The following is a 25352-nucleotide window of genomic DNA, read 5'->3' as shown; positions in this document are numbered from 1 at the left end:
CCACCGGCCATGCATTGCGCCAGGAAGGCTCTAAATTCACGCTGGTTCGCCCCGACAAGCCGGTCATGAGAAGACTTCGCTAAAAGAAAGCGGGCCCGGCTTTCGCCGGGCCCGCACACCTTATCTCAACTCTCTCACCAACCTCAGCTGTAAATCTCGAACAGCCCCGCGCCGCCCTGGCCGCCGCCGATGCACATGGTCACGACGCCCCACTTGGCCTTGCGGCGGGCGCCTTCCTGGAGGAGGTGGCCGGTACAGCGGGCGCCGGTCATGCCGAAGGGATGGCCGATGGCGATCGAGCCGCCGTTGACGTTGTACTTGGCCGGGTCGATGCCGAGCTGGTCGCGCGAGTAGAGGCACTGGCTGGCGAAAGCCTCGTTCAGCTCCCAGATGTCGATGTCATCGACCTTCAGGCCGTGGCGCTTCAACAGCTTCGGCACGGCGAACACCGGGCCGATGCCCATTTCATCGGGCTCGCAGCCGGCGGTTGCCCAGGCGACGAAACGGCCCAACGGCTTCAGGCCGCGCTTCTCGGCGTCCTTGGCCTCCATCAGCACCACGGCGGCGGCGCCGTCGGAGAGCTGGCTGGCGTTGCCGGCGGTGATGAACTTGCCCGGGCCCTTGACCGGCTCGAGCTTGGCAAGACCTTCCATCGTCGTGTCCGGACGGTTGCACTCGTCACGCGTGACTTCGTAGTCGACGATGCTCTCTTCCTTCGTCTCCTTGTTGACGACCTTCATCTTGGTCTTCATCGGGACGATCTCGTCCTTGAACTTGTTGGCCTGCTGCGCGGCGGCCATGCGGCGCTGCGATTCCAGCGAGTACTCGTCCTGGTATTCGCGGCTGACGTTGTAGCGCTCGGCAACGATGTCGGCGGTGTCGATCATCGCCATGTAGATGTCGGGCGCATACTTCAGGATCTCGGGATCCTGCGCATCCTTCGGGATGCCGCCGCCCGGAAGCGAGATGCTCTCGACGCCGCCGGCGACGATGCAGTCGGCGCCGTCCGAACGGATGTGGTTTGCGGCCATCGCGATGGTCTGCAGGCCCGACGAGCAGAAGCGGTTCACCGAGACGCCGGCGGTCGTCTTCGGCATGCCGGCGAGGAGAGCGGCCTCACGGCCGATGTTGCGGGCGCCATGCGCGCAGTTGCCGAGATAGCAGTCCTCGACATAGTCCTTGTCCACGCCGGCACGCTCGACCGCATGCTTGATCGCATGGGCCGCCATCGTCATGGGCGGCGTGATGTTGAAACCACCGCGGACAGATTTCGCGAGGCCCGTGCGGGCATAGGATACAATGACGGCTTCACGCATTTTTTTGATCTCCTTGGGGAGGGGGCACTATGACCCGCCGGGCTGCGGCTGACAATTCGCTTTTTCCAACCGCACTCGGCGAGTGATTTTCGCTGTGCGGTACGAGGACCGCATAGCGACAACTTTGTGTCTGACTAGCCGATCACGGCTGTCGAGTATGCGGCAATCAGTGTCGCCGCGAACCGAGTCTGCTCCCTCTCCCCGGCGGGGAGAGGGATGGGGTGAGGGGCTACCGAGTTCATTTCGATCTCTGAGTCATGCGGGGTGATCTCGCACGCAGGCACATCGTGAAGAGTCTTCGCACGACCGGCGCCGTGTCCCCCTCACCCTAGCCCTCTCCCCACCGGGGAGAGGGGACGCTGCCGTGCATCTGGCAGGCTTTTCGCGTCACCGCTAGCGATGGCTCTGCTAGCCGACTTTCGACACCGTGTTCCGCGGCACGTCGCGGAACGGCTTGTTGGCGAACGGGTCTGCCTCCTTCGGCATCTGCAGGATGCGCTCGGCGATGATGTTGCGCTGGATCTCGTCGGTGCCGCCGGCGATCGAGGTGGCGGGAACCGAGACGAGGACCTCGGCGATCACGCCGTCCAGCGTGCCGTCGCTGCCGGTGAGCATCGCATTGGCGCCGTCGATCATCGTGTGCACGCGCGCTGCCGCACGTGCGACGTGACTGCCGAGCAGCTTGCCGAGCGAGCCTTCCGGACCCTGCGGCCGGCCGAGTGCCTGGGCCGCGCGCGCACGCATCGCCGTCCATTCGGCGGACTTCGACAGCACCAGAACCTTGGCGAGTTCCTGCCGGACGACCGGATCGTTGATCTTGCCCGTGGCCTTCGCCCGATCGAGCAGCAGGTCGACGCGGCCCGCGCGCTGCGGATACCACTTGTAGGGCTCCATCGTCGTCGCGATCTCGGCGTTCTCTTCCCGGTAGATGCGGCCCGTGCGGGTCGACGGCATCGCCCAGGTGCGCAGCGCGCCGGCGCCGCGGCGCTCATGCATCAGCGTCGTGGTCGCGATCTTCCAGCCTTCGCCGTTCTTGCCCATCTGCAGCTCGGGCTCGATTTCGGCGTCGGTGATGAACACCTGGTTGAACGAGGCGTGGCCGTTCATCTGCTTCAGCGGCTGCGCGTTCACCCCGGGCTGGCGCATGTTGAGCAGGAAGTAGGAGAGGCCCTTGTGCTTCGGCTGATCCCAGTCCGTGCGCGCCAGCAGCAACGCCCAGTCGGCCTTGTGGGCGCTGGTGGTCCACACCTTCTGGCCGTTGACGATCCACTTGTTGCCCTTGAGTTCGGCGCGCGTCGTCGCCGCCGCCATGTCCGAGCCCGAGCCCGGCTCGCTGAACAGCTGGCACCAGGTGTCCTCGCCGGTGAGGATGCGGCGCAGGAATTTCTCTTTATGCAGGTCGGTGCCGTGATCGATGATGGTGGCGGCAGCGAGCGTGCGGATGCCGGCGCGGCAGACGGTGACGGCGCCGATCTTGGCGAACTCCTCGTCGACCACCGCATTGAACTTCACCGGCAGGCCGCGGCCATACCATTCCTTCGGGTAGTGCGGGGCGCCCCAGCCGGACTCGACCAGCTTCAGCCGCCACTCGACCAGGCCGTAATCGGGATTGAAGTTCGCTTTCAGCCAGGCTGAGACCTCGGCGCGGACGTCTGCTTCGGTTGGCTCACTCATCGTGCAATCCTTGAAACGTTGTTTTGTTGGCGCATGCTATTATCCGAAAGCCGTTGCCCGCTTCTCAGCGTGCCAGCCAGCTCCCGTCATTGCGAGCGTAGCGAAGCAATCCAGTCCTAGTTTGCCGCAACCGCAGCGCTGGATTGCTTCGTCGCTCCGCTCCTCGCAATGACGGTGTGCTGCGCAGGATCGTTTTCATGCGGCGGCCCAATGCTGCATCATCAGCTCGCGGTGATAGTTCGCGTCACCGAGAAAGACCTCCGAGCTCTTCGCCCGCTTGAACCAGAGATGAGTGTCTTCGTCCCAGGTGAAGCCGATGCCGCCGCGCACCTGGATCGCGTGGACCGCCGTCTGCAGATAAGCCTCCGCCACGCATGCCTTGGCGAGGGAGGCGACCGCGGTGAGGTCGGCCGCGTTGTCGTCAAACGCTGCGGCTGCGTAATAGGCGGCGGACTTTGCGGTCTCGACATCGACCAGCATGTCGGCCTGCTTGTGCTTCATCGACTGGAACGCGGCGATCGGCCGGCCGAACTGCATGCGCATCTGCGCGTATTCGAGCGAGGTCTCGCGCAAGTGGTCGGCGCCGCCGGCCATCTCGTTGGCAAGGCACACGACCGCCTGGGTCATGGTCTTTGCAAACGGCGCGGCGGCCTGACCGGCCTCGCCCAGCAGCTCCGCCTCGACGTCCTTGAACTCGAGCCGCGCCAGCTTGCGGGTGGCGTCCATCGTCTTCAATGGCGTGCGCTTCAGGCCCGGCGCATCGCCGCGCACGGTGAACAGCGACAGACCCTTGTCGCCGCTCGTGCCCGGCTGCCGTGCCAGCACGACGATCAGGTCCGCGGTGTGGCCGTCGACGACGAAGCTCTTGGTGCCGTTCAGCTTGGTCCCGGTCGCGGTCATCGCCACGCCGGATGCGTCCCACAGGCCGTTGTCTTCGGTGAAGGCGAGGGTCGCGGTCGTGTCGCCGGCGGCGATCGCCGGCAGCAGCTTGCGTTTCTGCTCTTCCGTTCCAGCATTCAGAATGGCGGTCGCCGCCAGCACAACGGAGGAGAAGTAGGGCGCACACAAAAGCACGCGGCCCATCTCTTCCAGCACGATCCCGAGCTCGACGCAGCCGAAACCCTGGCCGCCATAGGCTTCCGGGATGTGGACGGCGGTCAGGCCGAGTTCCTGGTTGAGCTTCTTCCAGGTTTCGCGGTCAAAACCCGCTTCCGTCTCCATCAGCTTGCGGACTTCGGAGGACGGCGACCGGGCGCTGAAAAAGCGCCGGAGGATGCCGCGAAAATCCTCCTGCTCGTTCGTGAAGCTGAATTGCATGCGAGAAAACCCTCCCGGACGAATTGAATTGGGCCGTATGGCCGCGCCGATGTGGGCCCCGATTTAGCACGCCGGGCCCGCCCGTCCACTTCGCCGCACGCATATCTGGAAGAAACGGACGGGGGCACGTGCTTGTAGCCCGGATGAGCGCAGCGACATCCGGGGTGATACTTGGGGAGCGTCAGCCCCGGGTGTCGCTGCGCGCACCCGGGCTACGGCGCACGGGCCGTGCTCTATCACCCAATCCCAACGTTCCTTCGCGGCCGGGCCTCGAGCTGTGCCGGGTCGACCACCGCCAGCGACTCGCGCACGGCGCCGTTGAACACGCCTTTGGCCATCACCGTCGTCTCGGCGGCGGCGCGCTGCTTGTTGACTTCGATGCGGGTGCGATGCGCGTCCGCATTCGCGGGTTCGGCGCGCACGGCGAACTCGGCGAGGTGGCCGGCGAGGCGGAGGTCACCGCTTGCGGCGAGCTCGGCCGCGCGCTGCGCAAGCTTCGCGGCGCCGCCCGCGAGGTGTGCCAGCTCGGTCGCAAGCGCAGACGCTGACGCGGGCTTCAGGTGTGCCGGATCGCCGTCCCACCAGCCGCCATAGAGACGCCAGATGTTGCGGACGAGAAATTCCGGGTCGTCGTAGGTCGGCTGCAGGTAGGGGCGCGTCAGCAGGTCGGTCGGAATCTTCACCGCCTGCACGATCTCATCCAGCGTCTTGCCGGCGTTCATCAGCGTCAGCACCTGGTCGTGCACCGTGTCGAGGAATTTTGCGCCGTCCGCCAGAAGCGTCGCGACGCGGTCGGCGCCGAAGATCGCGGGCCCATGACCGGGCACCAGGATGTCCGCGTTCTTTGCAGCCATGGCGCGAAAAGCCTCGGCCCATGGTTTGGTGTAGCGCTGCACCTTCTGCGGATTGCCGCTGTTGGGCGCGGCCCAGATCACGAAATCACCCGACACGATCACCTTTCGGTCGGCGATCCAGGTCCAGGTGTGATCGTCGGTCTCGCCGAGGCCATGGTTGAGCTCGAAGGTGACGCCGCCGACGCTGAACTCGAGCGTGTCGTCGTAGGTCAGGTCGGGATGGCGGAACTGCTTCGGCCACTGGAAATCCGGCACGCCGAACTGGCGGCCGTTGATGTTGGTGTTGAAGCCTGCGGTCGCAACATAGCGGCGGAAGCGCGCCGGCATGTTGCGCTGGCCGATGAAGCGGATCTTGGGGTGGCCGCGTCTCTTCGCTTCCTCCTCGAACAGCGACGCGCCCATGACGTGATCCACATGGCCATGGGTGAAGATCACCGTGTGGATCGGGCCCGCATCCCAGCCGCGCAGCGTGTCGTAGATCTGCTGCGCGGTGGAGGCGCTGCCGGTGTCGAACACGACGAGGCCGTCCCTGGTGCGAACAGCGGTGATGTTGCCGACCACGCCGCGCGTGGCGATGTAGACCATGTCGTCGGCGACCTGTGTCGCCTTCGAGCTGCCGATGGCGCGCTGCCAGTCGGGAAAGCGGAACGAGCTCCAGCAGGCATCGCCGATGGCACGCAGATCGTCACTCATGATGTCCTCCCTAACCATTATTGCTCGCTGTCTGCTCCGCTCCGAAGCTTGTATTCGCCTCACTTCGCGAGCCGGTGCACCGTGACCCATGAATCCATCAGGATCTCGCGGCGCTGCGCGAACTTGCCGCCCCAGACGTCGCGGTTCGGCTGCGCGTGGTCCTTCGGCTTGGGCTTCCAGTAGCGGGTCGCATCCCAGATCGCGAGGCTTGGATAATAGACGATCATGAGCACGACGGCTTCGCCCTTGGCGTTACGCTCGCGATCGAGCCAGAACCCGGCGATGCGCGCATCGCTGTCGGCCTCCATCGTGTTCCAGGCCTCGACGCTGAGGTCGGTCAATGCCTTGACGTTGTCGGGCGTGACGATGAACCAGCGGTGGGTGTAGATGCCGTCGGCGGTGCACGGCTGCTGGCCGCGCGCCAGCGTATCGAACAGCCGCGTGCGGACGCTGACGATCTGCCCAGAGCCGTAGTTCGCCGCGGGCGGCTCGGCGGTCCAGTTGCTGATGTCGGTCACCACGTTGGCGCTGACACCGATCATCGGCAGGAAGACGCCGAGCGTCTGCGATCCGGCGACGCCGCTCGTCCTGATCTCCTTTGCGACGGCCTCGCCGCAATTGCGTTGAACGGTGAGCTCGTCGAAGCGCAGGACGCGATAGTTCAGGTCTGACAACAGCTATTCCTTTTCAGTGCTTGGGGAATGTCACATGGACTGACGGAGCTCGGCCTGCGGAAAACCGAGCGGATGGTGGCAGGCGACCCGGTGATCGGGCGCGGCCTGGTCGAGCACCGGAGCCTCGATCGCGCAGCGCTCGCTCGCCCGCGTGCAGCGCGTGCGGAAGCGGCAGCCGCTCGGCGGATCGATCAGCGAGGGCAGGTCGCCGCTCAAGACTTCTTCGTCAGGCAGCTTCTGCCCCGGCGCCAGCACCGAGCCGAGCAGGGCGCGCGTATAGGGATGCTGCGGATTGCGATAGACGTCCTCGGTCCGGCCGATCTCGACGATGCGGCCGAGATACATCACCGCGACGCGGTCGCAGATGTTGCGGATCACGGCGAGGTCGTGGCTGATGAAAATCATGCTGAACGAGCGGCGGCTCTTGATGTCGAGCAGCAGGTTCAGGATCTGCGCCTGCACCGAGACGTCGAGCGCCGACACCGGCTCGTCCAGCACCAGCACCGTCGGCTCCAGCATCAGCGCGCGCGCAATCGCGACACGTTGGCATTGGCCGCCGGACATCTCGTGCGGCCGGCGCGACCAGACGGTGTCCGCATCGAATCCGACCTCGTTCAACGCATCGACGATCCGCTGACGGTTTCGCTCCGCGCCGCCGGCACCCCAGATCTCCAGCGGCTCCGCCACCACGTCGGCGATCCGCCGCCGCGGATTGAGCGAGGAGATCGGGTCCTGGAACACCATCTGCAGCCTGCGCCGCGCCTCGCGCCGGGCGCGCGCGGACTGCTGCGACAGCTCTTCGCCGGAAATTCTCACCGAGCCTGAGGTCGGCGGCGGCAGTTGCATCAACGCGCGCGCCAGCGTCGACTTTCCGCAGCCTGACTCGCCGACGAGGCCCAGCGTCTCGTCTTGCGCCAGGGTGAAGCTGACGTCGTCCACCGGCGTCACTAGGCGACCATCAGGACGGTGGAAGCTGCGCTTCAGGTGGGCGACCTCAAGGGCGGGCGAACTGGTCATGCGACGCTCAGGAGCGGGTGGAAACAGGCATAGCGGCGGCCGCTTTCGGCGCGTAGCGGCGGGACGGCCTGCAGGCAGTCCGGCTGCTTGCGCGAGCAGCGCGCGGCGAACGAGCAGCCGGGCGGAAGCGCGGTGAGGTCGGGCGGCCGGCCGCCGATCGCTTCGAGGCGGGCGCCGCGCGGGGCGAACGGGTCGGGCCGCGCCTTCAACAGTGCCTCGCTGTAGGGCATCAGCCGCCGATGGAAGAAGGCATCGGTCGGCGCCTGCTCGACGAAGCGGCCGCCATACATCACCGCGACCTCATCGGCGATGCCGCCGACGGCGGCGAGATCGTGGCTGATGAAGATCATCGCCATGCCGGTCTCGCGCTGCTGGCGCTTCAACAGCACCAGGATCTGCATCTGGATGGTGACGTCGAGCGCGGTGGTCGGCTCGTCGGCGATCAGGAGGCGCGGCCGGCAGGCGAGCGCCATCGCGATCATCACCCGCTGGCGCAACCCGCCGGACAGTTGATGCGGATACTCCTTGAGCCGCTGCTCGGCCGCGGCAATGCCGACCGAGCGCAGCAGCGCGATGGTGCGCTGGCGCCGCTCGGCGGGGCGGAGGCCAAGATGCAGCTCCAGCACTTCGCCGATCTGCTGCTCGATCGTCAGCACCGGATTGAGCGAGGACATCGGATCCTGGAAGATCATGGCGATGTCCTTGCCGCGCACCTTGCGGAGGTCCGGTTCGCGCAGGCTTGCGAGGTCGGTGCCGTCGAACAGGACCTGCCCCGAGCGGCGGGTGGTGGCTTCCGGCAAAAGACGCAGGATCGCGCGCGAGAGCACGCTTTTGCCGGAGCCGGATTCGCCGACGATCGCCAGCGTGCGGCTTGGCATCAGGTCGAAGCTGACATTGTTCACCGCATGTACGAGGCCGCGCGGCGTGTCGAAGCGGATCGAGAGATCACGGACCTTGAGCAGCGGTTCGGTCATAGCGATTGCGCCCTGATGTCGAACAGGCGGCGGGTGGCCTCGCCGAGCCAGTTGATCGCCAGCACGGTGAGGAACATCACCGCGGCCGGAATGAACACCGCGTGTGGCGCTTCGGCGAGGTTGCCGCGCTCGGCGGCGATCATGCCGCCCCAGCTCGGTTGCGGCGGCCGCACCGAGAGGCCGAGAAAGCCGAGAGCGGCTTCGGCGAGGATGGCGACGCCGAGCATGACGACGGCGTAGGAGAGCAGCGCCGGCATCAGGTTGGGCAGGATCTCGCGGATCAGGATGCGCGGCAGCTTCGCGCCGAGGGACTGCGCCGCCAGCACGAACTCGCGGCTGCGCAGGCTCAAGGTGTTGGCACGGGCGATGCGGGCGAACGCCGGAACGAAGATCACGCCGATCGCGAAGGTAACGTTGCCGACGCTCGGGCCGAGGCTGGAGACGAGCGCGATGGCCAGGATGATGCCGGGGAAGCAGAGCAGCACCGTCATCGCCCCCATGATCAGCCGGTCTGGCCAGCGGCCGAAATAGCCGCCGATGAGCCCGAGCGTGCCGCCGAGCGCGAGGCCGATGCCGACGCTGCCGAGCGCCACGGTGAGTGAGACCTGTGCGCCATAGACCGCACGGGCAAAGGTGTCGCGGCCGAGGGAGTCGGTGCCGAGCCAGTGCGCCGCCGTCGGCAGCGACAGGATGTCGAGGAGATCGCCATCATCCGGATTCTGGATGCCGATGATGGGACCGAGCGCGGCCAGCACGACCAGCAGGACGAGCCACGCCAGCGCCAGGACGATGCCGAGTTCGAGGCGGCGGCGGCGCGGTCGCGCAATGGCGGTGGTGTCAGCTATCGACGCCATGACGCACCCGTGGGTCGAGCAGGGCATAGGCCATGTCGACGGCGAGATTGATGAGCACAAAGCCGGTGGCGACCACGAGCACCACGCCCTGAATGGCGAAGTGGTCGTGCTGGTACACGGCGTTGACCAGCATCTGGCCGATGCCGGGAATGGCGAACAGCGTCTCGATGATCACCGCGCCGCCGACCAGGCGGCCGAGGTTGATGCCGATCACCGTGACCAGCGACAGTGAAGAGGGCCGGAGCGCGTGCCCGACCAGGATGTCGCGGACACCGAGGCCCTTTGCGCGCGCGACCAGGATGAAGTCCTGCTGCAGGGTGGCGATCATGTCGGCGCGCAGCAGCCGCATGTAGACGGGAAACTCCGCCAGCGCCAATGTCAGCGCAGGCAGGAACATGCTTTGCAGGTTGCCGAGCACACCGTCGCTCGGTCGCACGTAGCCGGATGCGGGAAACCAGCCCAGCGCGACCGACAGGGTGTAGATCAAGCCGATGCCGATGACGAAGGCGGGCGTCGACAACAGCCCGATCGAAACGCCGCCAAGCGCATGATCGACACCTGAGCGGTTGCGATAGGCGGCGATGATGCCGGCCGGCACCGCAAGGCCGAGCGCAATGATCTGCGTGATGATGATCAGCTCGATCGTGACCGGCAGCCGCTGCGCGATCATCGTCGAGATGTGCTCGCGCGTGCGGTAGGAGCGGCCGAGATCGCCGGTCAGCGCGTTCGAAAGCCAGTCGGCGTAGCGCACGATCAGCGGCCGGTCGAGGCCGAGCTCGGTGCGCAGCGACTTGATCTCCGCTTCCGTCGCCGTGTCGCCGAGGATCGCCACAGCCGCATCGCCGGGCAGGATCTCGGTGACGGCGAAAGTCAGCGCCGTCGCCGCGAAGACGATTGCGACGAGCGTCAAGAGCTGATTGCGGAGGCGGCGCGCGGCCTGCGAGCCGATCATTTGTCCTTCCAGACCGCATGCATGCGCAGCAGGCCGTCGGGCACCGGCGTCAGTCCCTTGACCGCCGGATTGGCGAGCGCAACGTTATCGAAATACCAGAGGAACAGGTACGGCAGTTCCTTCGCCAGGAGATTGTTGACGCTCCGGTAGATCTTCAGCCGCTCCTCCTTGTTGGTGGTGGCGCGGGCGGCATCCAGCAGCTTGTCCATCTCCGGATTGTTGAAGTTGACCCGGTTGACCGTGCCCTTCGAGTGGAAGAACTGGTGCACGTTCTTGTCGGGATCGGCGCCACCGGCCCAGCGGTACAGCATCACCTGGTAGTCGCGCGACGCGGCGGTGCGCACGAGCTGCACCTGCTCGAGCGGGATGATCTCGGTCTCGATGCCGACCTTCTTCCACATCTGCTGCAGGGCCTGGCCCGCAAGCGCGTTGACCGGCGAGGCATTGATCGAGAGCTTGATCTTGATCGGCTTGCCGTACTCTTCAACCAGCTTCTTCGCCTTGGCCGGATCGTAAGCGGGATAGCCGTCGACTGCCTCGTGCGGAAACAGCCCGGTCCCGAACGGCGTGTTGGCGATCTTGTAGAGGCCGCGATTGAGCGCGCGGTTCAGCGCGACGCGGTCGAGCGCGTAGGCGAGGGCCTGGCGGACGCGAATGTCGGAGACATCGGGCGCGCCCATGTTCACCTGGATGAAGCTGGTGGCGAGGCTGCCGGGATTGAGGATCTGGAACCTCTTTTCCTGCGCGGCATCGACCCGGTCGCGCGCGGCGGCGTTGGTGACGATGTCGAGATTGCCGGCCTTGAGGCTGGCGTAGCGCGTCTGCTCGTCGGGCATCGGCCGCAGCACGACCTCGTCGAGATACGGAGGCTTGCGCCAGTAATCCGGGTTGCGTTCGAAGATGACCTGCGCGCCGCGCCGCCATTCCTTCAATTTGAAGGGACCGGCGCCAACGCCATGGTTGCCGAAGTCGGCGCCGTACTTTTCTACCGCTGCGGGTGAGACGACCATGCCGGCGACGTCGGCCAGTGCCGCCGGGAAGTGCGCCGATGGCGACTTCATCTTGATGACGACCTCGAGCGGTCCGGTCGCTTCCAGCGAAGCGATGGTGGACAGGTCCGAGACGCAGCGGCAGCGGTTCTTCGGATCCATTATCCGCTGGAAGTTCTTCACCACGGCGGCGGCGTCATAGGCCGTGCCGTCGGAGAACTTCACCCCGCTGCGCAGCGTCAATTTGAACGACGTCACGTCTTCGGATGCGTCGATCCGCTCGGCGATGTTGGGGATGACGTTACCCTTGGCATCGATGTCGAGCAGGGTGTCGTAGAGGAGGAGGCCGGCATTGCGGTCGTTGAACGAGGCGAAGCCCAGCGGGTCGAGCGTCGGCAGGTCGGATTCCATCGAGATGCTGACGGACCCGCCTTTTTTCGGCTCTTGCGCGCGCGGCGCTCCGGCCGAGACCAGCAGGGCAACAGCGGTTGCGACGAAAGTCGCAAGGCCGATCCTGCCCGCGTTAACGAAGACCGGATGGGATTCTCCCATGACTTCCTCCCCTGACTTCTGGTGCGCTTGTCGCTTATTGTTTGGCGGGCGCCGAGGCGTCGCTTCCTGCCTGTGGCGAAGAAATATTAAATCTCATAACGAAATGCAAATAGTTTGACTTTGGTCTTGCAGCGCACCGAGATTCGGTAGTATCAGCAGGCTGTCACCAGACCGGGGTATGTCAGTTTACGAACGGCGCGAATCGCGCCGCGATGGACTTGCTATTGCGGACGTTGCGACAATGCTCATTGCTCAGGCAAAACTGCTTCTCAGCCGCGCGACGGCCGCGCTTTTGAAAATTTTCGAGCGCAGCTACGAGCCGTCAAAATACTACATGCGCGGGCCGGGCCCGAAGGCGCGAGAGGCCGAGCAGCGGGCCGGGCAGTCCAGCCTAGGAGCATTTTCCGGAAAAGTGGACACCGGTTTTCCGCAGAAAATGCGACCAAACAAACGAATCTAGAGCGCTTTCCGGAAAGCGCTCTAGCGGAATGATCGACCGAACCGGTTTCCCATGATTTCGATCATGGTCAGATCCTTTTCGTTCGGAAGAAGCCTTTCGCGCGCCCAGCCGACGCGTTCGATCGCCGCGAGACCAAGCCCGTAGACCATGCCATGAGCGAAGAGCGCATTCGGAATGAAGACCGTGTGGGCAAGGTTCGTCCGCTTTTCTGATATCGCGAGTGGATGCCAGCGCCCGAGCTGAGGAAAATCGGTCCAGAGGATCGATTCATAGTAGTTCAGCCATGCTGCCGCGTAGCAAACCGTCTGATAGCTGTCGCATCCCGAAATCTGGGTTTCGACTGTAAGGCCGTTGCCCAGCTGACAGTCGCTTTGATCCGTATTGAACCTGACGAGAGCGGTCCCCGCACCAAACGGCGTCTCGAACGACATGCCTTGTTCGGTGCTGAATCCAAGACAGAATTCACTCCTGCCGCACTCCTCGACGTACGCTTCAAACTCGTCTGAGCCACTCCATCTGCTCGGCCCCTTTCCTTGAGGGATGATGCCGTCGTGGTGGACGTTGAGAGCTTCGTCGACGCTCGCGCTCAGCGAGCCCGTCGCCAACGCTGGCGTTCCCCAGGGGTCAAACTGTACTTCTCTTGAATGCAGTTCGGCATTGATCGGCTGCATGATCGACATCCGAGCCAAAAAGCCCGGCATCCATTCGACGTTGTCCTCGTCAACGTATGCCGACGCAAACATGTCCATATCGGCTGGTCGCCCGTCGAAGTATTTCCTGACGACCTCGCTCGGCGGATAGACTTGGGAATAGGTGGGCGAAAATGTTTGGGCCAGGAGCCCCGCCTTGAGGATAAACGGCGTGTCGTGGACCGGCACGGACCGCAGAAATTCCGTCCTGACGGCAACGCGCAATAACGGCGGGCCGACCGCCTCGCGCTCGTCTTCATGAATGCGGACGTGCACGAGATGGCTGCCCGGCAGCCAATCGAAACCCGATTCCGTCGGCGTCACATCATCGGCGTCGACGCTCCAGATCCGCAAGATTTCGCCGAGAGCCCGTTGTCGCACGGCCTCGGTTTCAGCGCACTGCTTCGGCTCGCGCTCGGACATGCGGACTGCCCTCAATCACAGAAAGGAATTCAGTCAGCCAAGAGAAAACAAATAATGGATATAGAACGTGTTGCCGATCAAGCGACGAGAGTGGTCGCAACCCAGATGGGGCAAGCGATTCCTGGGGATACCTGTGGTAGACTTTAGCGGCCCGGATTTCCTGCATACTCCGAAGGGCAGGCATCACCGGTAGAGGAAGACCATCCGGGCTCGCGCTCATTTTCATGGGTGCCGTGGTGCGCGAGATGGCTGATTGGCCGGTTGCGCTTTGCTTCCGTTCTTGGCCGAACTCGTTGATTGCTTCCACGATTGCGCAAATCTCAACCCCGCCCACGCGCGTCGAGGATTTCGCGCATGGTCAGGTTCTTGGCGTCGGGCAGGAGGATGTTCTTCGCCCATTGTGCGCGCGCGAGTGCCCACAGGCCGAAGTTGGTCACAAGGCCCTCGGCATAGAACATATTCGGCACAAAGGAGCTGTGCGCCAGAAACGCCTGGTCCTCGGAGACGGGACGAGAGTACCAGCGGCCCAATTGAGGAAAGTCCGTCCACTCAGTGGATTCAAGATAGTTGAGCCACGCCGCTCTTTTGCAGATTTCGCGGTGAGCGAGGATGGGCCTCATCTGGGTCTCGACCGCGAGACCGCTGCCAAGCGGTGGGAACGCTTCGTTATCCGTCCTGAAGCGGATCAGCGCGGAATCGGAGCCGAACGGTGTTTCCAGCGTCATGCCGGTCTCGTCGGCCGTGCCGAAACAGAAATCGTTCCTGGCGTGATCTTCGATGAAAAACTCGAACTCATCGGAGTCGATCCAATGACTCGGTGCCATCCCTTCCGACTGGATCACAGACGCGACGCCGAGCACCAACTTGTTCGGCTTGTCTCGTTTCGAACCCGTGACGTAAGCCGGCGCGCCGCCTCCAAGCTGATCGCTGATATCATCCGCAAGCCTTTCCGCGCTGAACGGCTGCAGGATGGACATCCGCGCGAGGAAACCAGACAGCCACGGCGCGGTTGTCTCGTCGACATAGGCGGAAGCAAAGAACATCAGGTCGTTCGGCTGGCCCTGTACCCGTCCGTCGGGTGGATAGACCGGCGCGTAGGTCGGGCAAAAGGTGTCGGCGATCAGGGAAGCGGTTTCGACGAATGCCTGCTCGTGCAGAGGCACTGCGCGAAGGACGTCGGTGGAGACGGTGATCCGGTAGCGGGGCAGGCTGCCTGTTTCGGGATTCTTCCCGATCTGAACCCGAACGCGATGGCTGCCCGGCAGCCAATCCAAGCCGGTCTCCGTCAACGTGACTTCCGCGTCCTCTGCGCTCCAGGCTCGCAAAATTTCACGACGCGCGATATCCGGCACGCCATCGGCGCGTGCCTTTTTCTTTCGCCAGAACATGTGGATTGCCCCCAACCCAGAAAAGGAATTCAGTCAACTAAAGAACAAATAATGAACATAAAGCGCGCCGCAAATCAAGCGACAAAAGCGGCTCGTAGCCCAGATGAGCGGAGCGACATCTGGGAGATATGCCGCTGAGGCTTGCCGCGAGTGTGGCCCCGGATTTCGCTTCGCTCATCCGGGCTACTGTTCTTCGCGCTTCAGCGCCTCGACCGGCTCTTGGCCTCGTCTTCCATCTGTTTCAACGCGGCTTCGAGCAGCAGGGCCAGCAGGTCGCGAGCTTCCGAGATGCTGCGGTTGGGGTAGGTGCGCAGTGACTGCCACATCTCCCAGTCGACAAGGGTCGAGATCGCGATCAGCCATTTCTTGCGGCTGGCATCCGACAGTGCGTCGAGCTCGGCCGCGAACCATGTCTCGACGACATTGCGGTAGCGCTGGCGCACCTTGATCCGGTGCTCCTGCAAAAGCTTCGACGTCGCGATCATCGAGTTTGCCGCGCGCCGGTGCGGGGTGAGACCCTCGAGCTGTCGGCAGCGGATTTCCAGAAACGTCTTCATCCGCGCATCCAGCGCGCTATGGGTGGCGAGCTCGGCCGGGGGCGGATCGACCCGGTTCAGACGCGTCAGCTCGTCGAGCACCGCGTGAGTGAGCTGATGTTTTTCCGGGAAATGCTGGAATGCGGTGCGCAGCGAGACGCCGGCACGCTCGGCGATCTGTTGCATCGACGGCCGCATGTTGCCTTCGTTCTGCAGGGCGATGGCGGCATTGACGATGTTGGCGCGCGTGACCTGGGTCCGCTGCCTGCGGCCGTCAATGCGTTCTTCGGGAGCGGTTTCAGACATGCGGGGAGTGACTTTCGTGAACTTTCCAATTCTTAGGCGACTTTGCACCGACTTTACAACCGTGTGGGCGGCGGATTATATCGCATAAAAGAATGCGATAATATCCAGGGAAGCGCTCGATGAGTGGAACGCAGCGGTACCGCATCATCGGCGGGCCGGGTTCACCCTACAGTTTCAAGATGCGGGCCGTCCTGCGCTATCGCCGGATCGCGCACGACTGGGTCGTTCCGCCGAAATTTCGCGATCCTGAAGGCGAACTTGCAAAGGCGGGCAAAGGCATCATTCCAGTGATGCAGCTGCCGGACGGTCGTTACTGGGCCGATTCGACGCCAATGATCCTCGCGCTGGAGCAGATGCATCCCGGTAGCCGCAGCGTTCTGCCGGACGATCCGGCGGATCGGTTCCTTGCGCTGCTGCTCGAAGATATCGCCGACGAGTGGCTCGTATTCGCGATGTTCGATTTTCGCTGGGCGAAGCAAATCGACCAGGAGTTCTGCGCGCGACGGCAGATGGCCGGGTGGTTCGGCGCGATGCCGGCGGACGAGTTCGACAAGATCGTCGCGTTCTTTCGTGACCGGCAGGTCGGCATGCTGGCACGCGCGGGCGACCTCGGGACCAACCGTCCACTTTGGTATGAGGGCTATCGCCGCGTGCTCGAGGCGATCGAATTGCAGGTCCAGCACAGCCGCTTCTTTTTCGGCGGCCGGCCGTCGATCGGCGACTTCGGTCTCTACGGGCAGCTCTCGCAGCTTGCCGTCGATCCGACGCCGTCGGAGATCATGCGGCGCGACGCGGTACGCACCTATCAGTGGCAGCACGATCTCGACGATGCGTCCGGCATCGAGGGAGAGTGGCGCGATCCGCAAGCTCCGCCCGGTGCGGGCCTCGCAGCCCTGCTCGAGCTTGCGGGCGATACCTATCTGCCGTTCCTCGTCGCCAACGCCGCGGCAATCGCTGCCGGCACCAAGCTCTACGGCCTCAAGCTTCGTGGTCGGAGCTATCCGAACCCCACACGCGCCTACAAGAGGCGATGCCTGCTCTGGCTGAAGGCCGCGCTCGCATCCGTCGAGGGCGAACCGCGCGCACGGCTGGAAAAAACCCTCAAACATTATGGATGCTGGGAACCACTGCAGTTCTCGCCGGGCGAGGAGCAGATGGTCCCGCCGCTTGTGCCGCTCTAGATTCGTTTATTCGGTCGCATTTTCTGCGGAAAACCGGGTGTCCATTTTTCCGGAAAATGCTTTAGGCGGCGCGACAATGTTGAATCTTCACTGCAGCAGAGATGGATAAAGGCGATGGACTTCCGGTTCTCCGACAGGAGCATGGTGCTGCAGCAAAGTCTCGAGGACTTTTTCCGCGCTGAAGTGCTGCCGCGCAATCGCGAATGGCACGCGCATGTCGCAAAGGATGGCAATGCGCCTGCATTCCTCGAAACGCTGAAGGCAGAAGCGCGTCGGCGCGGCCTGTGGAATCTCGGACTGCCCGATCTCGCTGCCGATCAGCCGGGCACGCGGCTGACCAACCTCGAATTCGCGCCGCTGGCGGCGATCATGGGCCGGCTGCCGTGGGCGCCGATCGTGTTCAACTGCAACGCGCCGAACGTCCCGAACATGGAAATCCTGCAGAAGTTCGGCTCCGTCGAGCAGAAACGGCAGTGGCTGGCGCCGCTTCTGGACGGCAGGATCTGGACTGCGTTCGGCATGACGGAGCCGGACGTCGCCTCGTCCGACGCGCGCAACATCCGTACGCGTATCCGCAAGGATGGCGGCGACTACGTGATCGATGGCCGCAAGTGGTTCATCTCCGGGGCAGCTCATCCCGGCTGCAAGATGGTGCTGGTCGTTGGCGTCACTGATCCGGACGGGTCGAGCGCTGCGAAGCACTCCATCGTCATCGTGCCGATCGGCACGCCCGGCCTCGAAATCGTCCGGGCGCTGCCGATCTTCGGACGCGGCGAGGAACTCGGCGCGCCGGTGGAACTGGTGCTGCGCAATGTGCGCGTGCCGCAGTCCAACCGGCTCGGCGAAGAGGGGGCAGGTTTTGCCATGGGGCAGGCGCGGCTCGGCGTCGCGCGCATCCACCATTGCATGCGCAGCCTCGGCAGTTGCGACGTGTTGATCCAGCTGATGCGCGAGCGCTCGGCGTCGCGGCGTGCCTTCGGCCGGCCGATCGGCGATTTCGCCAATGTGCAGGATGCGATCGCCCTGTCGCGCATCGAGGTCGAACAGGCCAAACTGCTGGTCTACAAAACCGCATGGCTGCTCGACGAAGGCGGGCCGGAAGCGGCGCGGCGCGAGATCTCCATGATCAAGGTCGCAGTGGCGCGGACCTACAGCGCGATTGCCGATCGCGCGGTGCAGATCTTCGGCGCGATGGGCGTTTCGGACGACACGCCGGCGTCTGCGGCGTACACTGCCGCGCGCACCATGCGCATCTATGACGGCCCCGATGAGGTTCACCTGCGGACGCTCTTCCGCCTCGAACCGCACGAGGTGGTCGGCGAAAGCGCGCATTACCTCCTCGGCGAACGAGGGCTGTGAGGCCAGGAAATGACAACAAGACATTCGCTCGACTCGCTGTTCCGTCCGAAATCGATCGCCGTGATCGGCGCCTCCGGCACTGCCACGAAGATCGGCGGCGTACCGATCGCGCATCTGAAGCGCTATGGCTATCGCGGGGAAATCTACCCGATCAATCCGCAATACGAGTCGATCCAGGACCTCCGCGCCTACAAGAGCGTGAAGGACGTCGGCAAGGAGATCGACCTGGCGATCGTCGCGGTGCCGGCGGCTGTTGCGCTTCAGGCACTGACCGAGGCTGCGGACGCCAAGGTGAAATCCGTGGTGCTGTTCACGTCGGGCTTTGCGGAGGTAGGCGAGGCCGGCGCGAAAGCGCAGCAGAAAATCGCCGAGCTGTCGCGCAACAGCGGCATGCGTATCCTCGGCCCGAATTGCCTCGGCGTGATGAGCGGCGAGAGTGCGGTCTATGCGACCTTCAGTCCGGTCGCGGCCACCGGCATCGCCAAGATCGGCGGCATCGGTCTGGTCAGCCAGTCCGGCGCGTTTGGCGGCTTTGCCTATTCGCTGGCGCGCGAGCGCGGTCTCGGCCTCAGCCATTGGGTGACCACCGGTAACGAGGCCGATGTCGAGCTCGCCGACTGTCTCGACTGGTTGGTGGACGACGCGGCGACGAAGGTCATCCTCGCCTACATGGAGGGCTGCCGGGATGGCGCCAAGCTGACCCGCGTTCTGGAGAAAGCGCGCGCGGCGAAAAAGCCGGTTGTGATCGTCAAGGTCGGCCGTACCGAACTCGGTGCTGCGGCCGCGGCCTCGCACACGGCAGCGCTCGCCGGCGCGGATGCGATCTACGACGCCGTGTTCAGGCAGTATGGGGTCTGGCGTGCCGCGACCATCGAGGAGGCGTTCGACGTTGCCTATGCGGTGTCGGTCGCAGGTGTTGCGCGCGGTAAGTCGATCGGCATGCTGACCGCCTCGGGCGGAGCGGGTGTCCTGATGGCGGATGCAGCCGCAAGCCTCGGACTTGACGCCAAGCCGATGCCGGATGCGGCACAGAGGCAAATTCTGGCGCGCGTTGCGTTCGCCTCGGCGCGAAATCCGGTCGATGTCACGGGCCAGATCACCAGCGACCATGAGCTGATGCCGCTCGCCTATCGGTTGATGCTGGAGGATGGTGACTACGACAGCCTCGTCGTTTTCCAGTCCGCGGCCGGTCTTTCGGCGCGAGGACCGGAACTGGTCCAGCAGGCAATCGACATGCGTGCGAAGCATCCGGATCGGGTGATCGCTCTGTCCAGCCTGTTTACGCCGGAGTTGCATCACAAGCTCGACGAGGGACGGGTGCTGGCTTTCGCCGATCCGAGCCGCGCAGTGCGGGCGATCGCGGCGCTTGCGAGCTACGCCACCAGCAATGCAGCCGCGAAGGCGCAAGCCTTGCCGAAGGTCGATCTGCCGCGCGGCACGGTGAGCGAGGCGGGTGCGCTGGCGAGCCTGAAGGCCGCCGGGATCCCGGTGATGCCGCATCGCCTCGCGCGTAATGCAGCCGAGGCGACTGCTGCTGCGGAGTCGTTCGGTTATCCGGTCGTAGCCAAGATCGTTTCGCCCGACATCCTGCACAAGACCGAGATCGGCGGCGTCATTCTCAACCTGAAAAGCAAGGATGAGGTCGCCAATGCGTTCGATGAGCTGATGTCGCGGGCGAAGACCTCGAAGCCGCAGGCACGAATCGAGGGGGTGCTGATCGCGCCGATGGTCAAGGGTGGCGTCGAATGCATCCTCGGCGTGCAGCGCGACCCCGTGTTCGGCCCGGTCGTGATGTTCGGCCTGGGTGGCGTCCTGGTCGAGGCGCTGCGCGATGTCAGCTTCCGTCTTGCGCCGTTCGACGAGACCGAGGCGCATCGTATGATCGACAGCATCAAAGCGCGCGCGGTGCTGGACGGCTGGCGCGGCGCTCCCGCAGCCGACGTCGACGCGCTCGCCGACACACTGGTTGCGCTGTCGCGCTTTGCGGCCACCGCAGGCGACAGGCTCGAAAGCGTCGATATCAATCCATTCGTCGTCAGGGCCAAGGGCGAGGGCGCTATTGCGCTCGATGCCGTGCTGGTGACGAAGGAATGATGGGACAGAAGAGAATACGAACAAGAAAGGGGGGCGGTATGACCATCCAATATAAAGGCACGATCGGGCGGACGATTCCGGAATCGAAGCCCTGGTGGCCGGATTATCCGCGACCGCGGGAGGGCGCGCCGAACGTGCTCGTCATCCTGTTCGATGATCTCGGCTTCTCGCATCTTGGCTGCTACGGCTCGTCGATCGAGACGCCGAACATCGACAGGCTTGCCGCGGGTGGCCTGCGCTACACGAATTTCCATACGACGGCGCTGTGCTCGCCGACGCGCGCAGCACTGCTGACGGGGCGCAACCACCATTCGGTCGGCATGCGCGGGCTCGCGAACTGGAACACGGGTTTTCCGAACTGCACCGGCACGGTGGCCAAAAGCGCCGGCACCATCGCCGAAATGCTGCGCCCTCATGGCTATTCGACCTTCGCGGTCGGCAAGTGGCACCTGACGCCGATGGAGGAGACCTCGGTCGCTGGACCATTCGACCAGTGGCCGCTGGCGCGCGGCTTCGACCGCTACTACGGCTTCCTGCAGGGCGAAACCGATCAGTTCACGCCGGAGCTCTACGCCGACAACCACCCCGTGGATGCGCCGCGCACGCCCGAACAGGGCTATCATCTGAGCGAGGACCTGATCGATCAGGCGATCGGCATGGTGCGCAGCCAGAAGTCGGCAATCCCGGAGAAGCCATTCTTTCTTTATCTCGCATTCGGTGCGACCCACGCGCCGCACCAGGCGCCGCAAGCCTATATCGACAAATATAAGGGGCGCTTCAACGCAGGCTGGGATGCGATCCGCCAGCAATGGTACGAACGGCAGAAGCAGCTCGGCATCATCCCGCAGGACACCGAACTTGCGCCGCGCAATCCCGGCGTCGAGCCCTGGGACTCGCTGCCCGAGACGCAGAAGGAGCTCGCGCTGAAGCTTCAGGAGGCCTTTGCGGCCTTCCTCGATCATACCGACGCGCAGATCGGCCGGCTGGCCAGGTTCCTCGCCGAGATCGGCGAGCTCGACAACACGCTGATCCTGCTGATGTCCGACAACGGCGCAAGCCAGGAGGGCGGTCCGCTTGGCGTCATCGACACCTTCAAGTACTTCAACGGCATCCCGGAGACACTTGAAGAGATCTCTTCGCGTATGGGCGACATCGGCGGGCCGAAGTCGCAGACAAACTATCCTTGGGGCTGGGCGCAGGCCGGCAACACGCCGAACAAGCGGTACAAGCAGAACACCCATGGCGGCGGCATCCGCGATCCCCTGATCGCGCACTGGCCGAAAGGCATCGCCGATCGCGGCGCCATCCGTCACCAGTTTCATCACGTCACTGACATCACCCCGACCGTGCTCGATGTGCTCGGCATTCAGCCGCCGGAGCAGGTCAATGGCATCGCGCAGATGCCGATGCATGGCGTGAGCCTGGCCTACACGTTTCCGGCGGGGGCAAAGGCCGAGCCGTCGCGCAAAAGCGTGCAATATTTCGAAATGTACGGCCATCGCGGCATCTGGGCCGGCGGATGGAAAGCAGTGGCCTATCATCCACCCGGCAAGCCGTTCGATGAGGATCAATGGGAGCTCTATCATCTGGACAGCGACTTCTCCGAATGCCGGAACCTCGCGAAGGAGAAGCCGGAGAAGCTGAAGGAAATGATCGAGCTCTGGTGGGCTGAGGCCGATCGCTATGGCGCGCTGCCGCTTGACGACCGCCGTGCCGAGCTCTGGCGTCCAACCCCGCGCGCGTTGACGCCGCGCAACCGCCGCCGCTATGTGCTGTATCCGCCGGTCGCGCACATGACCGGCGAGGTGTCGCCCGCACTCGGCAATCGCAGCTTCGTCGCCACCGCCGAAGTCGATCGGCCGACGGCGAAATCGGAGGGCGCGATCTTCGCGCTTGGCACCGGCAACAACGGCATGGCGTTCTACGTGCTCGGCGATCGGCTCGTGTTCGACTACAACCTGTTCACGCGTCACTGCAAAGCGATCTCCGACAGGCCTGTTCCAGCAGGGAAATCCACATTGTCGGTTTCGCTTGAGAAGATCGGCGACAGGGGCAGGGCGACGGTGTCGATCGACGGCGTCGCCTGCGGCAGCGTCGAGATCCCGCGGATCCTGCGCATGATCTCGTCCAACGGCATGGATGCCGGTTGCGATGCAGGTTCGGCCGTGAGCGACGACTACGCCGCCCCGTTCCAGTTCCAGGGCAAGATCACGCGCTTGGTTTTCGATATGGCGAGCCGTTCTGCAAAGGATGAGGCCGAAGCGATGGCGGTGAAGGCGAAGGTGGAGATGGCGCGGCAATGACCGAAGCGCGCGCGTCGTGTTGCGGGCCACAGGCCGCTGCGGCCAGGGCGGTGCGCGCGCGTACCGAAGCGATCGCCGCCGGTGGCGCGCCGGGCGAGGGCGATAGCGACATGGCGATCGTGCCTGCCGGCACGTTCGCCTATGGCTGCGACCGGCGCGAGGGGCACCCGTCCGACGGTGAGGGCCCGTCACGCCGCGTTCACCTGGATGGCTTCCGGATCGACCGGTGCGCGGTGACCAATGCAAGGTTCGCCCGCTTCGTCGAAGCGACGTCCTATGTCACTGACGCCAAGCGCATCGGCTGGTCGTTCGTGTTTGCCGGGCTATTGCCCGACGATTTCGAGGAAACGCGTGGCGTTGCCGCAGCTCCCTGGTGGCGGCAGGTCTTCGGCGCGAGTTGGCGCCGGCCGGAAGGTCCGCGCTCCGATCTTTCGGGACGGGAACAGCTGCCGGTGGTGCACGTGTCGCACGCCGATGCGCTGGCCTTCTGCGCGTGGGCCGGAAAGCGGTTGCCGACGGAAGCCGAATGGGAAAAGGCCGCGCGCGGCGGTCTCGACGCGAGGCGCTTTCCTTGGGGCGATGACGAGACGCCGAATGGCGAACATCGCTGCAATGTCTGGCAGGGGACTTTTCCGAGTCAGAACACGACGGACGATGGCTTTTACGGCCTCGCACCCGCTGGTGCCTTCGCACCGAACGGCTTCGGCTTGCACAACATGGCCGGGAATGTGTGGGAATGGTGCAGCGACTGGTTTTCCAGCCGCCGTTTGGCGGGCAACACCGCGTCGGTGATCATCAATCCGTGCGGCCCTGAGGATGGGACGCACCGGGTGATGCGCGGCGGCAGCTTCCTCTGCCATCCGTCGTATTGCTGGCGTTATCGCAATGCCGCCCGCTCAGCATCGACAGTCGACACGACGACGGGACACGTCGGCTTTCGCTGCGTCCGCGATCTCGGGCAGCCATAGGCAGTCGATGCGCGACCGCTGCAAGCTGCTCGAACGCTCACACGGTGGTCTCTCGGGTTTCGACGGTCCGCATGTTGGAACGGCGGCCTCCTCGCGCAGCTTGCTCCCGGGTTGACGGACGTGCCCTGCTTGCCTTTGATGCCGCCGCGGCGGATCAGCCGCCCAAGTGGAACGAGAGCAAGAAATGACAATCAAAAATCGCGCGTTCATCGTCGGTGCGTATGAGCATCCGACGCGGCATGCGCCCGACAAGTCGCTGGTGCAGTTGCATGCTGAAGTTGCAATTGGTGCGCTCGCCGATGCCGGGCTCAACAAGAACGACATCGATGCCTACTACTTCGCGGGCGACGCGTCCGGTCTCAGCAGCATGTCGATGGTCGACTACCTGAATCTGAAGGTGCGTCATATCGACTCGACCGAGGCCGGCGGAACCTCCTACCTGATGCATGTTGGACATGCGGCGCAGGCGATCGCAGCGGGCAAGTGCAACGCAGCGCTGATCACGCTCGCAGGCCGGCCGCGTTCGGAAGGGTCGAGCGGCGCGGTGCCGCGCGCGACCGGCGACGCCTCGCCTGAGGCCCAGTGGGAAGTGCCGTTCAGCGCCACAACCGTCAATCTCTATGCGATGTGCGCGCAGCGGCACATGTACGAATACGGCACCACGCCCGAACAGCTGGCCTGGGTGAAGGTCGCGGCTTCCCATCACGCGAAGTACAACCCGCATGCGATGCTGAAGAATGTCGTGACGGTGGACGAGGTGCTGGGATCGCCGATGGTGTCCTCGCCGTTGCACCGGCTCGACTGCTGCGTCGTCTCCGACGGCGGCGGCGCGCTGATCGTGGCAAAGCCGGAGATTGCCGCCGCGCTGAAGCGCCCGAAGGTGGCCGTGCTCGGCGCAGGCGAAGCGATCAAGGGACAGAGCGGCGGCGAGATCGACCTGATGACGTCAGGCGCTGCGGTCGCGGGCCCTGCGGCCTTCGCCGAGGCTGGCGTGAAGCCGGCCGACATCAAATATGCGTCGATCTATGACAGCTTCACCATCACGGTTGTCATGCAGCTCGAGGATCTCGGCTTCTGCAAGAAGGGCGAGGGCGGCAAGTTCGTCGCCGACGGCAATCTGATTTCCGGGACCGGCAAGCTGCCGTTCAACACTGACGGTGGCGGCCTGTGCAGCAATCATCCGTCGAACCGTGGCGGCATGACGAAAATCATCGAGGCCGTGCGGCAGTTGCGCGGCGAGGCGCATCCGGCGGTGCAGGTGAAGAATTGTAACCTGGCGCTCGCGCAAGGCACTGGCGGACGGCTCGGCAGCCGGCACGGCAGCGCGACATTGATCATGGAAAGGCAGTAAAGCGATGAGCAAGATTGCATCGCCGGCGGTGACCGCAGAGACCGCACAGTTCTGGAGCCGCGTCAACGACGGCCAGCTCACGGTGCCGCAGTGCAAGTCGTGCGGCAAATTTCACTGGTATCCGCGCGCCAACTGTCCGTTCTGCACCAGCGATAGCATCGAGCTGAAGCCGGCCAAGGGTACGGGCACCATCTACACCTATAGTGTCTCGCGGCGTGGCAAGAACGACTCCTACGTCATCGCCTACGTCACCCTCGACGAGGGCGTGACGGTGATGACCAACATCGTCAACGCGGACGCCGCCAAGCTCGCGATCGGCCAGAAGGTCCGCGTCGCGCTGGTGGAATCGGAGAACGGCCAGCGCGTGCCGATGTTCGAGCCGGCCTGAGCGGGGCAAAGTTTGCAGACCGGATGCAGCCGGCGGTCCA

Annotated in this window: 21 protein-coding genes; 8 read left to right on the top strand and 13 right to left on the bottom strand. The window is 64.4% G+C overall.

The features are described from left to right. Window positions 1-143 precede the first annotated feature (143 nt). The 10 genes from RCO31_RS25095 to RCO31_RS25050 all read right to left on the bottom strand — a co-directional run bounded on the left by RCO31_RS25095 (window position 144) and on the right by RCO31_RS25050 (window position 11866). Window positions 144-1316, bottom strand: coding sequence for an acetyl-CoA C-acyltransferase (locus tag RCO31_RS25095; RefSeq protein WP_308971309.1), 1173 nt, complete (start codon window positions 1314-1316; stop codon window positions 144-146). Window positions 1317-1724: 408 nt separating this feature from the next. Then, window positions 1725-2990: an acyl-CoA dehydrogenase family protein gene (locus tag RCO31_RS25090; protein WP_308971308.1), complete on the bottom strand. Its 1266-nt coding sequence runs from the start codon at window positions 2988-2990 to the stop codon at window positions 1725-1727. A 195-nt stretch (window positions 2991-3185) separates the two neighbouring features. Continuing rightward, window positions 3186-4307, bottom strand: coding sequence for an acyl-CoA dehydrogenase family protein (locus RCO31_RS25085; protein ID WP_308971307.1), 1122 nt, complete (start codon window positions 4305-4307; stop codon window positions 3186-3188). Between the two features lie 236 nt (window positions 4308-4543). Continuing rightward, window positions 4544-5854, bottom strand: coding sequence for an alkyl sulfatase dimerization domain-containing protein (locus tag RCO31_RS25080; protein ID WP_308971306.1), 1311 nt, complete (start codon window positions 5852-5854; stop codon window positions 4544-4546). A gap of 59 nt (window positions 5855-5913) precedes the next feature. Beyond that, the gene (locus tag RCO31_RS25075) at window positions 5914-6528 is read right to left on the bottom strand and encodes a hypothetical protein (RefSeq protein WP_308971305.1); all 615 of its coding nucleotides are present in this window, start codon (window positions 6526-6528) and stop codon (window positions 5914-5916) included. A gap of 30 nt (window positions 6529-6558) precedes the next feature. Further along, window positions 6559-7545, bottom strand: coding sequence for an ABC transporter ATP-binding protein (locus RCO31_RS25070; protein ID WP_308971304.1), 987 nt, complete (start codon window positions 7543-7545; stop codon window positions 6559-6561). Continuing rightward, on the bottom strand, window positions 7542-8519 hold the full coding sequence (locus RCO31_RS25065) for an ABC transporter ATP-binding protein (RefSeq protein WP_308971303.1): 978 nt from the start codon (window positions 8517-8519) through the stop codon (window positions 7542-7544). The genes RCO31_RS25070 and RCO31_RS25065 overlap by 4 nt, the downstream gene beginning before the upstream one ends. Next, on the bottom strand, window positions 8516-9373 hold the full coding sequence (locus RCO31_RS25060) for an ABC transporter permease (protein ID WP_308971302.1): 858 nt from the start codon (window positions 9371-9373) through the stop codon (window positions 8516-8518). The genes RCO31_RS25065 and RCO31_RS25060 overlap by 4 nt, the downstream gene beginning before the upstream one ends. Continuing rightward, entirely contained in the window at window positions 9357-10325 is a 969-nt protein-coding gene (locus RCO31_RS25055; RefSeq protein ID WP_308971301.1) for an ABC transporter permease, read from the bottom strand. Before RCO31_RS25055 ends, RCO31_RS25060 begins: the two co-directional genes overlap by 17 nt. After that, the gene (locus tag RCO31_RS25050) at window positions 10322-11866 is read right to left on the bottom strand and encodes an ABC transporter substrate-binding protein (RefSeq protein ID WP_308971300.1); all 1545 of its coding nucleotides are present in this window, start codon (window positions 11864-11866) and stop codon (window positions 10322-10324) included. Before RCO31_RS25050 ends, RCO31_RS25055 begins: the two co-directional genes overlap by 4 nt. A gap of 241 nt (window positions 11867-12107) precedes the next feature. Between RCO31_RS25050 and RCO31_RS25045 the strand changes: the two genes are divergently transcribed. Beyond that, entirely contained in the window at window positions 12108-12326 is a 219-nt protein-coding gene (locus tag RCO31_RS25045; RefSeq protein ID WP_308971299.1) for a hypothetical protein, read from the top strand. A 20-nt stretch (window positions 12327-12346) separates the two neighbouring features. On the opposite strand, the gene RCO31_RS25040 is transcribed toward RCO31_RS25045, so the two are convergent. The 3 genes from RCO31_RS25040 to RCO31_RS25030 form a co-directional block, all read right to left on the bottom strand. Next, window positions 12347-13438 (bottom strand): hypothetical protein, encoded by a 1092-nt coding sequence (locus RCO31_RS25040; RefSeq protein ID WP_308971298.1) that lies wholly within the window; start codon window positions 13436-13438, stop codon window positions 12347-12349. Window positions 13439-13758: 320 nt separating this feature from the next. After that, complete coding sequence (locus RCO31_RS25035; RefSeq protein WP_308971297.1) at window positions 13759-14790, bottom strand: hypothetical protein; 1032 nt, start codon at window positions 14788-14790, stop codon at window positions 13759-13761. A 236-nt stretch (window positions 14791-15026) separates the two neighbouring features. Beyond that, entirely contained in the window at window positions 15027-15668 is a 642-nt protein-coding gene (locus tag RCO31_RS25030) for a TetR/AcrR family transcriptional regulator (protein WP_308971296.1), read from the bottom strand. Window positions 15669-15787: 119 nt separating this feature from the next. On the opposite strand from RCO31_RS25030, the gene RCO31_RS25025 reads away from it, so the two are divergent. The 7 genes from RCO31_RS25025 to RCO31_RS24995 all read left to right on the top strand — a co-directional run bounded on the left by RCO31_RS25025 (window position 15788) and on the right by RCO31_RS24995 (window position 25312). After that, window positions 15788-16849, top strand: coding sequence for a glutathione S-transferase family protein (locus RCO31_RS25025; protein ID WP_308971295.1), 1062 nt, complete (start codon window positions 15788-15790; stop codon window positions 16847-16849). A gap of 114 nt (window positions 16850-16963) precedes the next feature. Then, window positions 16964-18208 carry an acyl-CoA dehydrogenase family protein gene (locus RCO31_RS25020; RefSeq protein WP_308971294.1) on the top strand — a complete coding sequence of 415 codons (1245 nt, stop codon included), beginning with the start codon at window positions 16964-16966 and terminating at the stop codon, window positions 18206-18208. Between the two features lie 9 nt (window positions 18209-18217). After that, a complete protein-coding gene (locus tag RCO31_RS25015) occupies window positions 18218-20302 on the top strand; it encodes an acetate--CoA ligase family protein (RefSeq protein WP_308971293.1) in 2085 nt (694 codons plus the stop codon). Between the two features lie 38 nt (window positions 20303-20340). Then, entirely contained in the window at window positions 20341-22605 is a 2265-nt protein-coding gene (locus tag RCO31_RS25010; protein WP_308971292.1) for an arylsulfatase, read from the top strand. Beyond that, the gene (locus RCO31_RS25005) at window positions 22602-23573 is read left to right on the top strand and encodes a formylglycine-generating enzyme family protein (protein WP_308971291.1); all 972 of its coding nucleotides are present in this window, start codon (window positions 22602-22604) and stop codon (window positions 23571-23573) included. Before RCO31_RS25010 ends, RCO31_RS25005 begins: the two co-directional genes overlap by 4 nt. A 184-nt stretch (window positions 23574-23757) precedes the next feature. Continuing rightward, window positions 23758-24924 carry a thiolase domain-containing protein gene (locus RCO31_RS25000; RefSeq protein ID WP_308971290.1) on the top strand — a complete coding sequence of 389 codons (1167 nt, stop codon included), beginning with the start codon at window positions 23758-23760 and terminating at the stop codon, window positions 24922-24924. Between the two features lie 4 nt (window positions 24925-24928). Further along, window positions 24929-25312: an OB-fold domain-containing protein gene (locus RCO31_RS24995; protein ID WP_308971289.1), complete on the top strand. Its 384-nt coding sequence runs from the start codon at window positions 24929-24931 to the stop codon at window positions 25310-25312. Window positions 25313-25352: the final 40 nt, after the last annotated feature.

Source organism: Bradyrhizobium sp. LHD-71 (assembly GCF_031157255.1).
Lineage (GTDB): Bacteria > Pseudomonadota > Alphaproteobacteria > Rhizobiales > Xanthobacteraceae > P52-10.
This window is presented reverse-complemented; position numbering and strand designations above follow the sequence as displayed.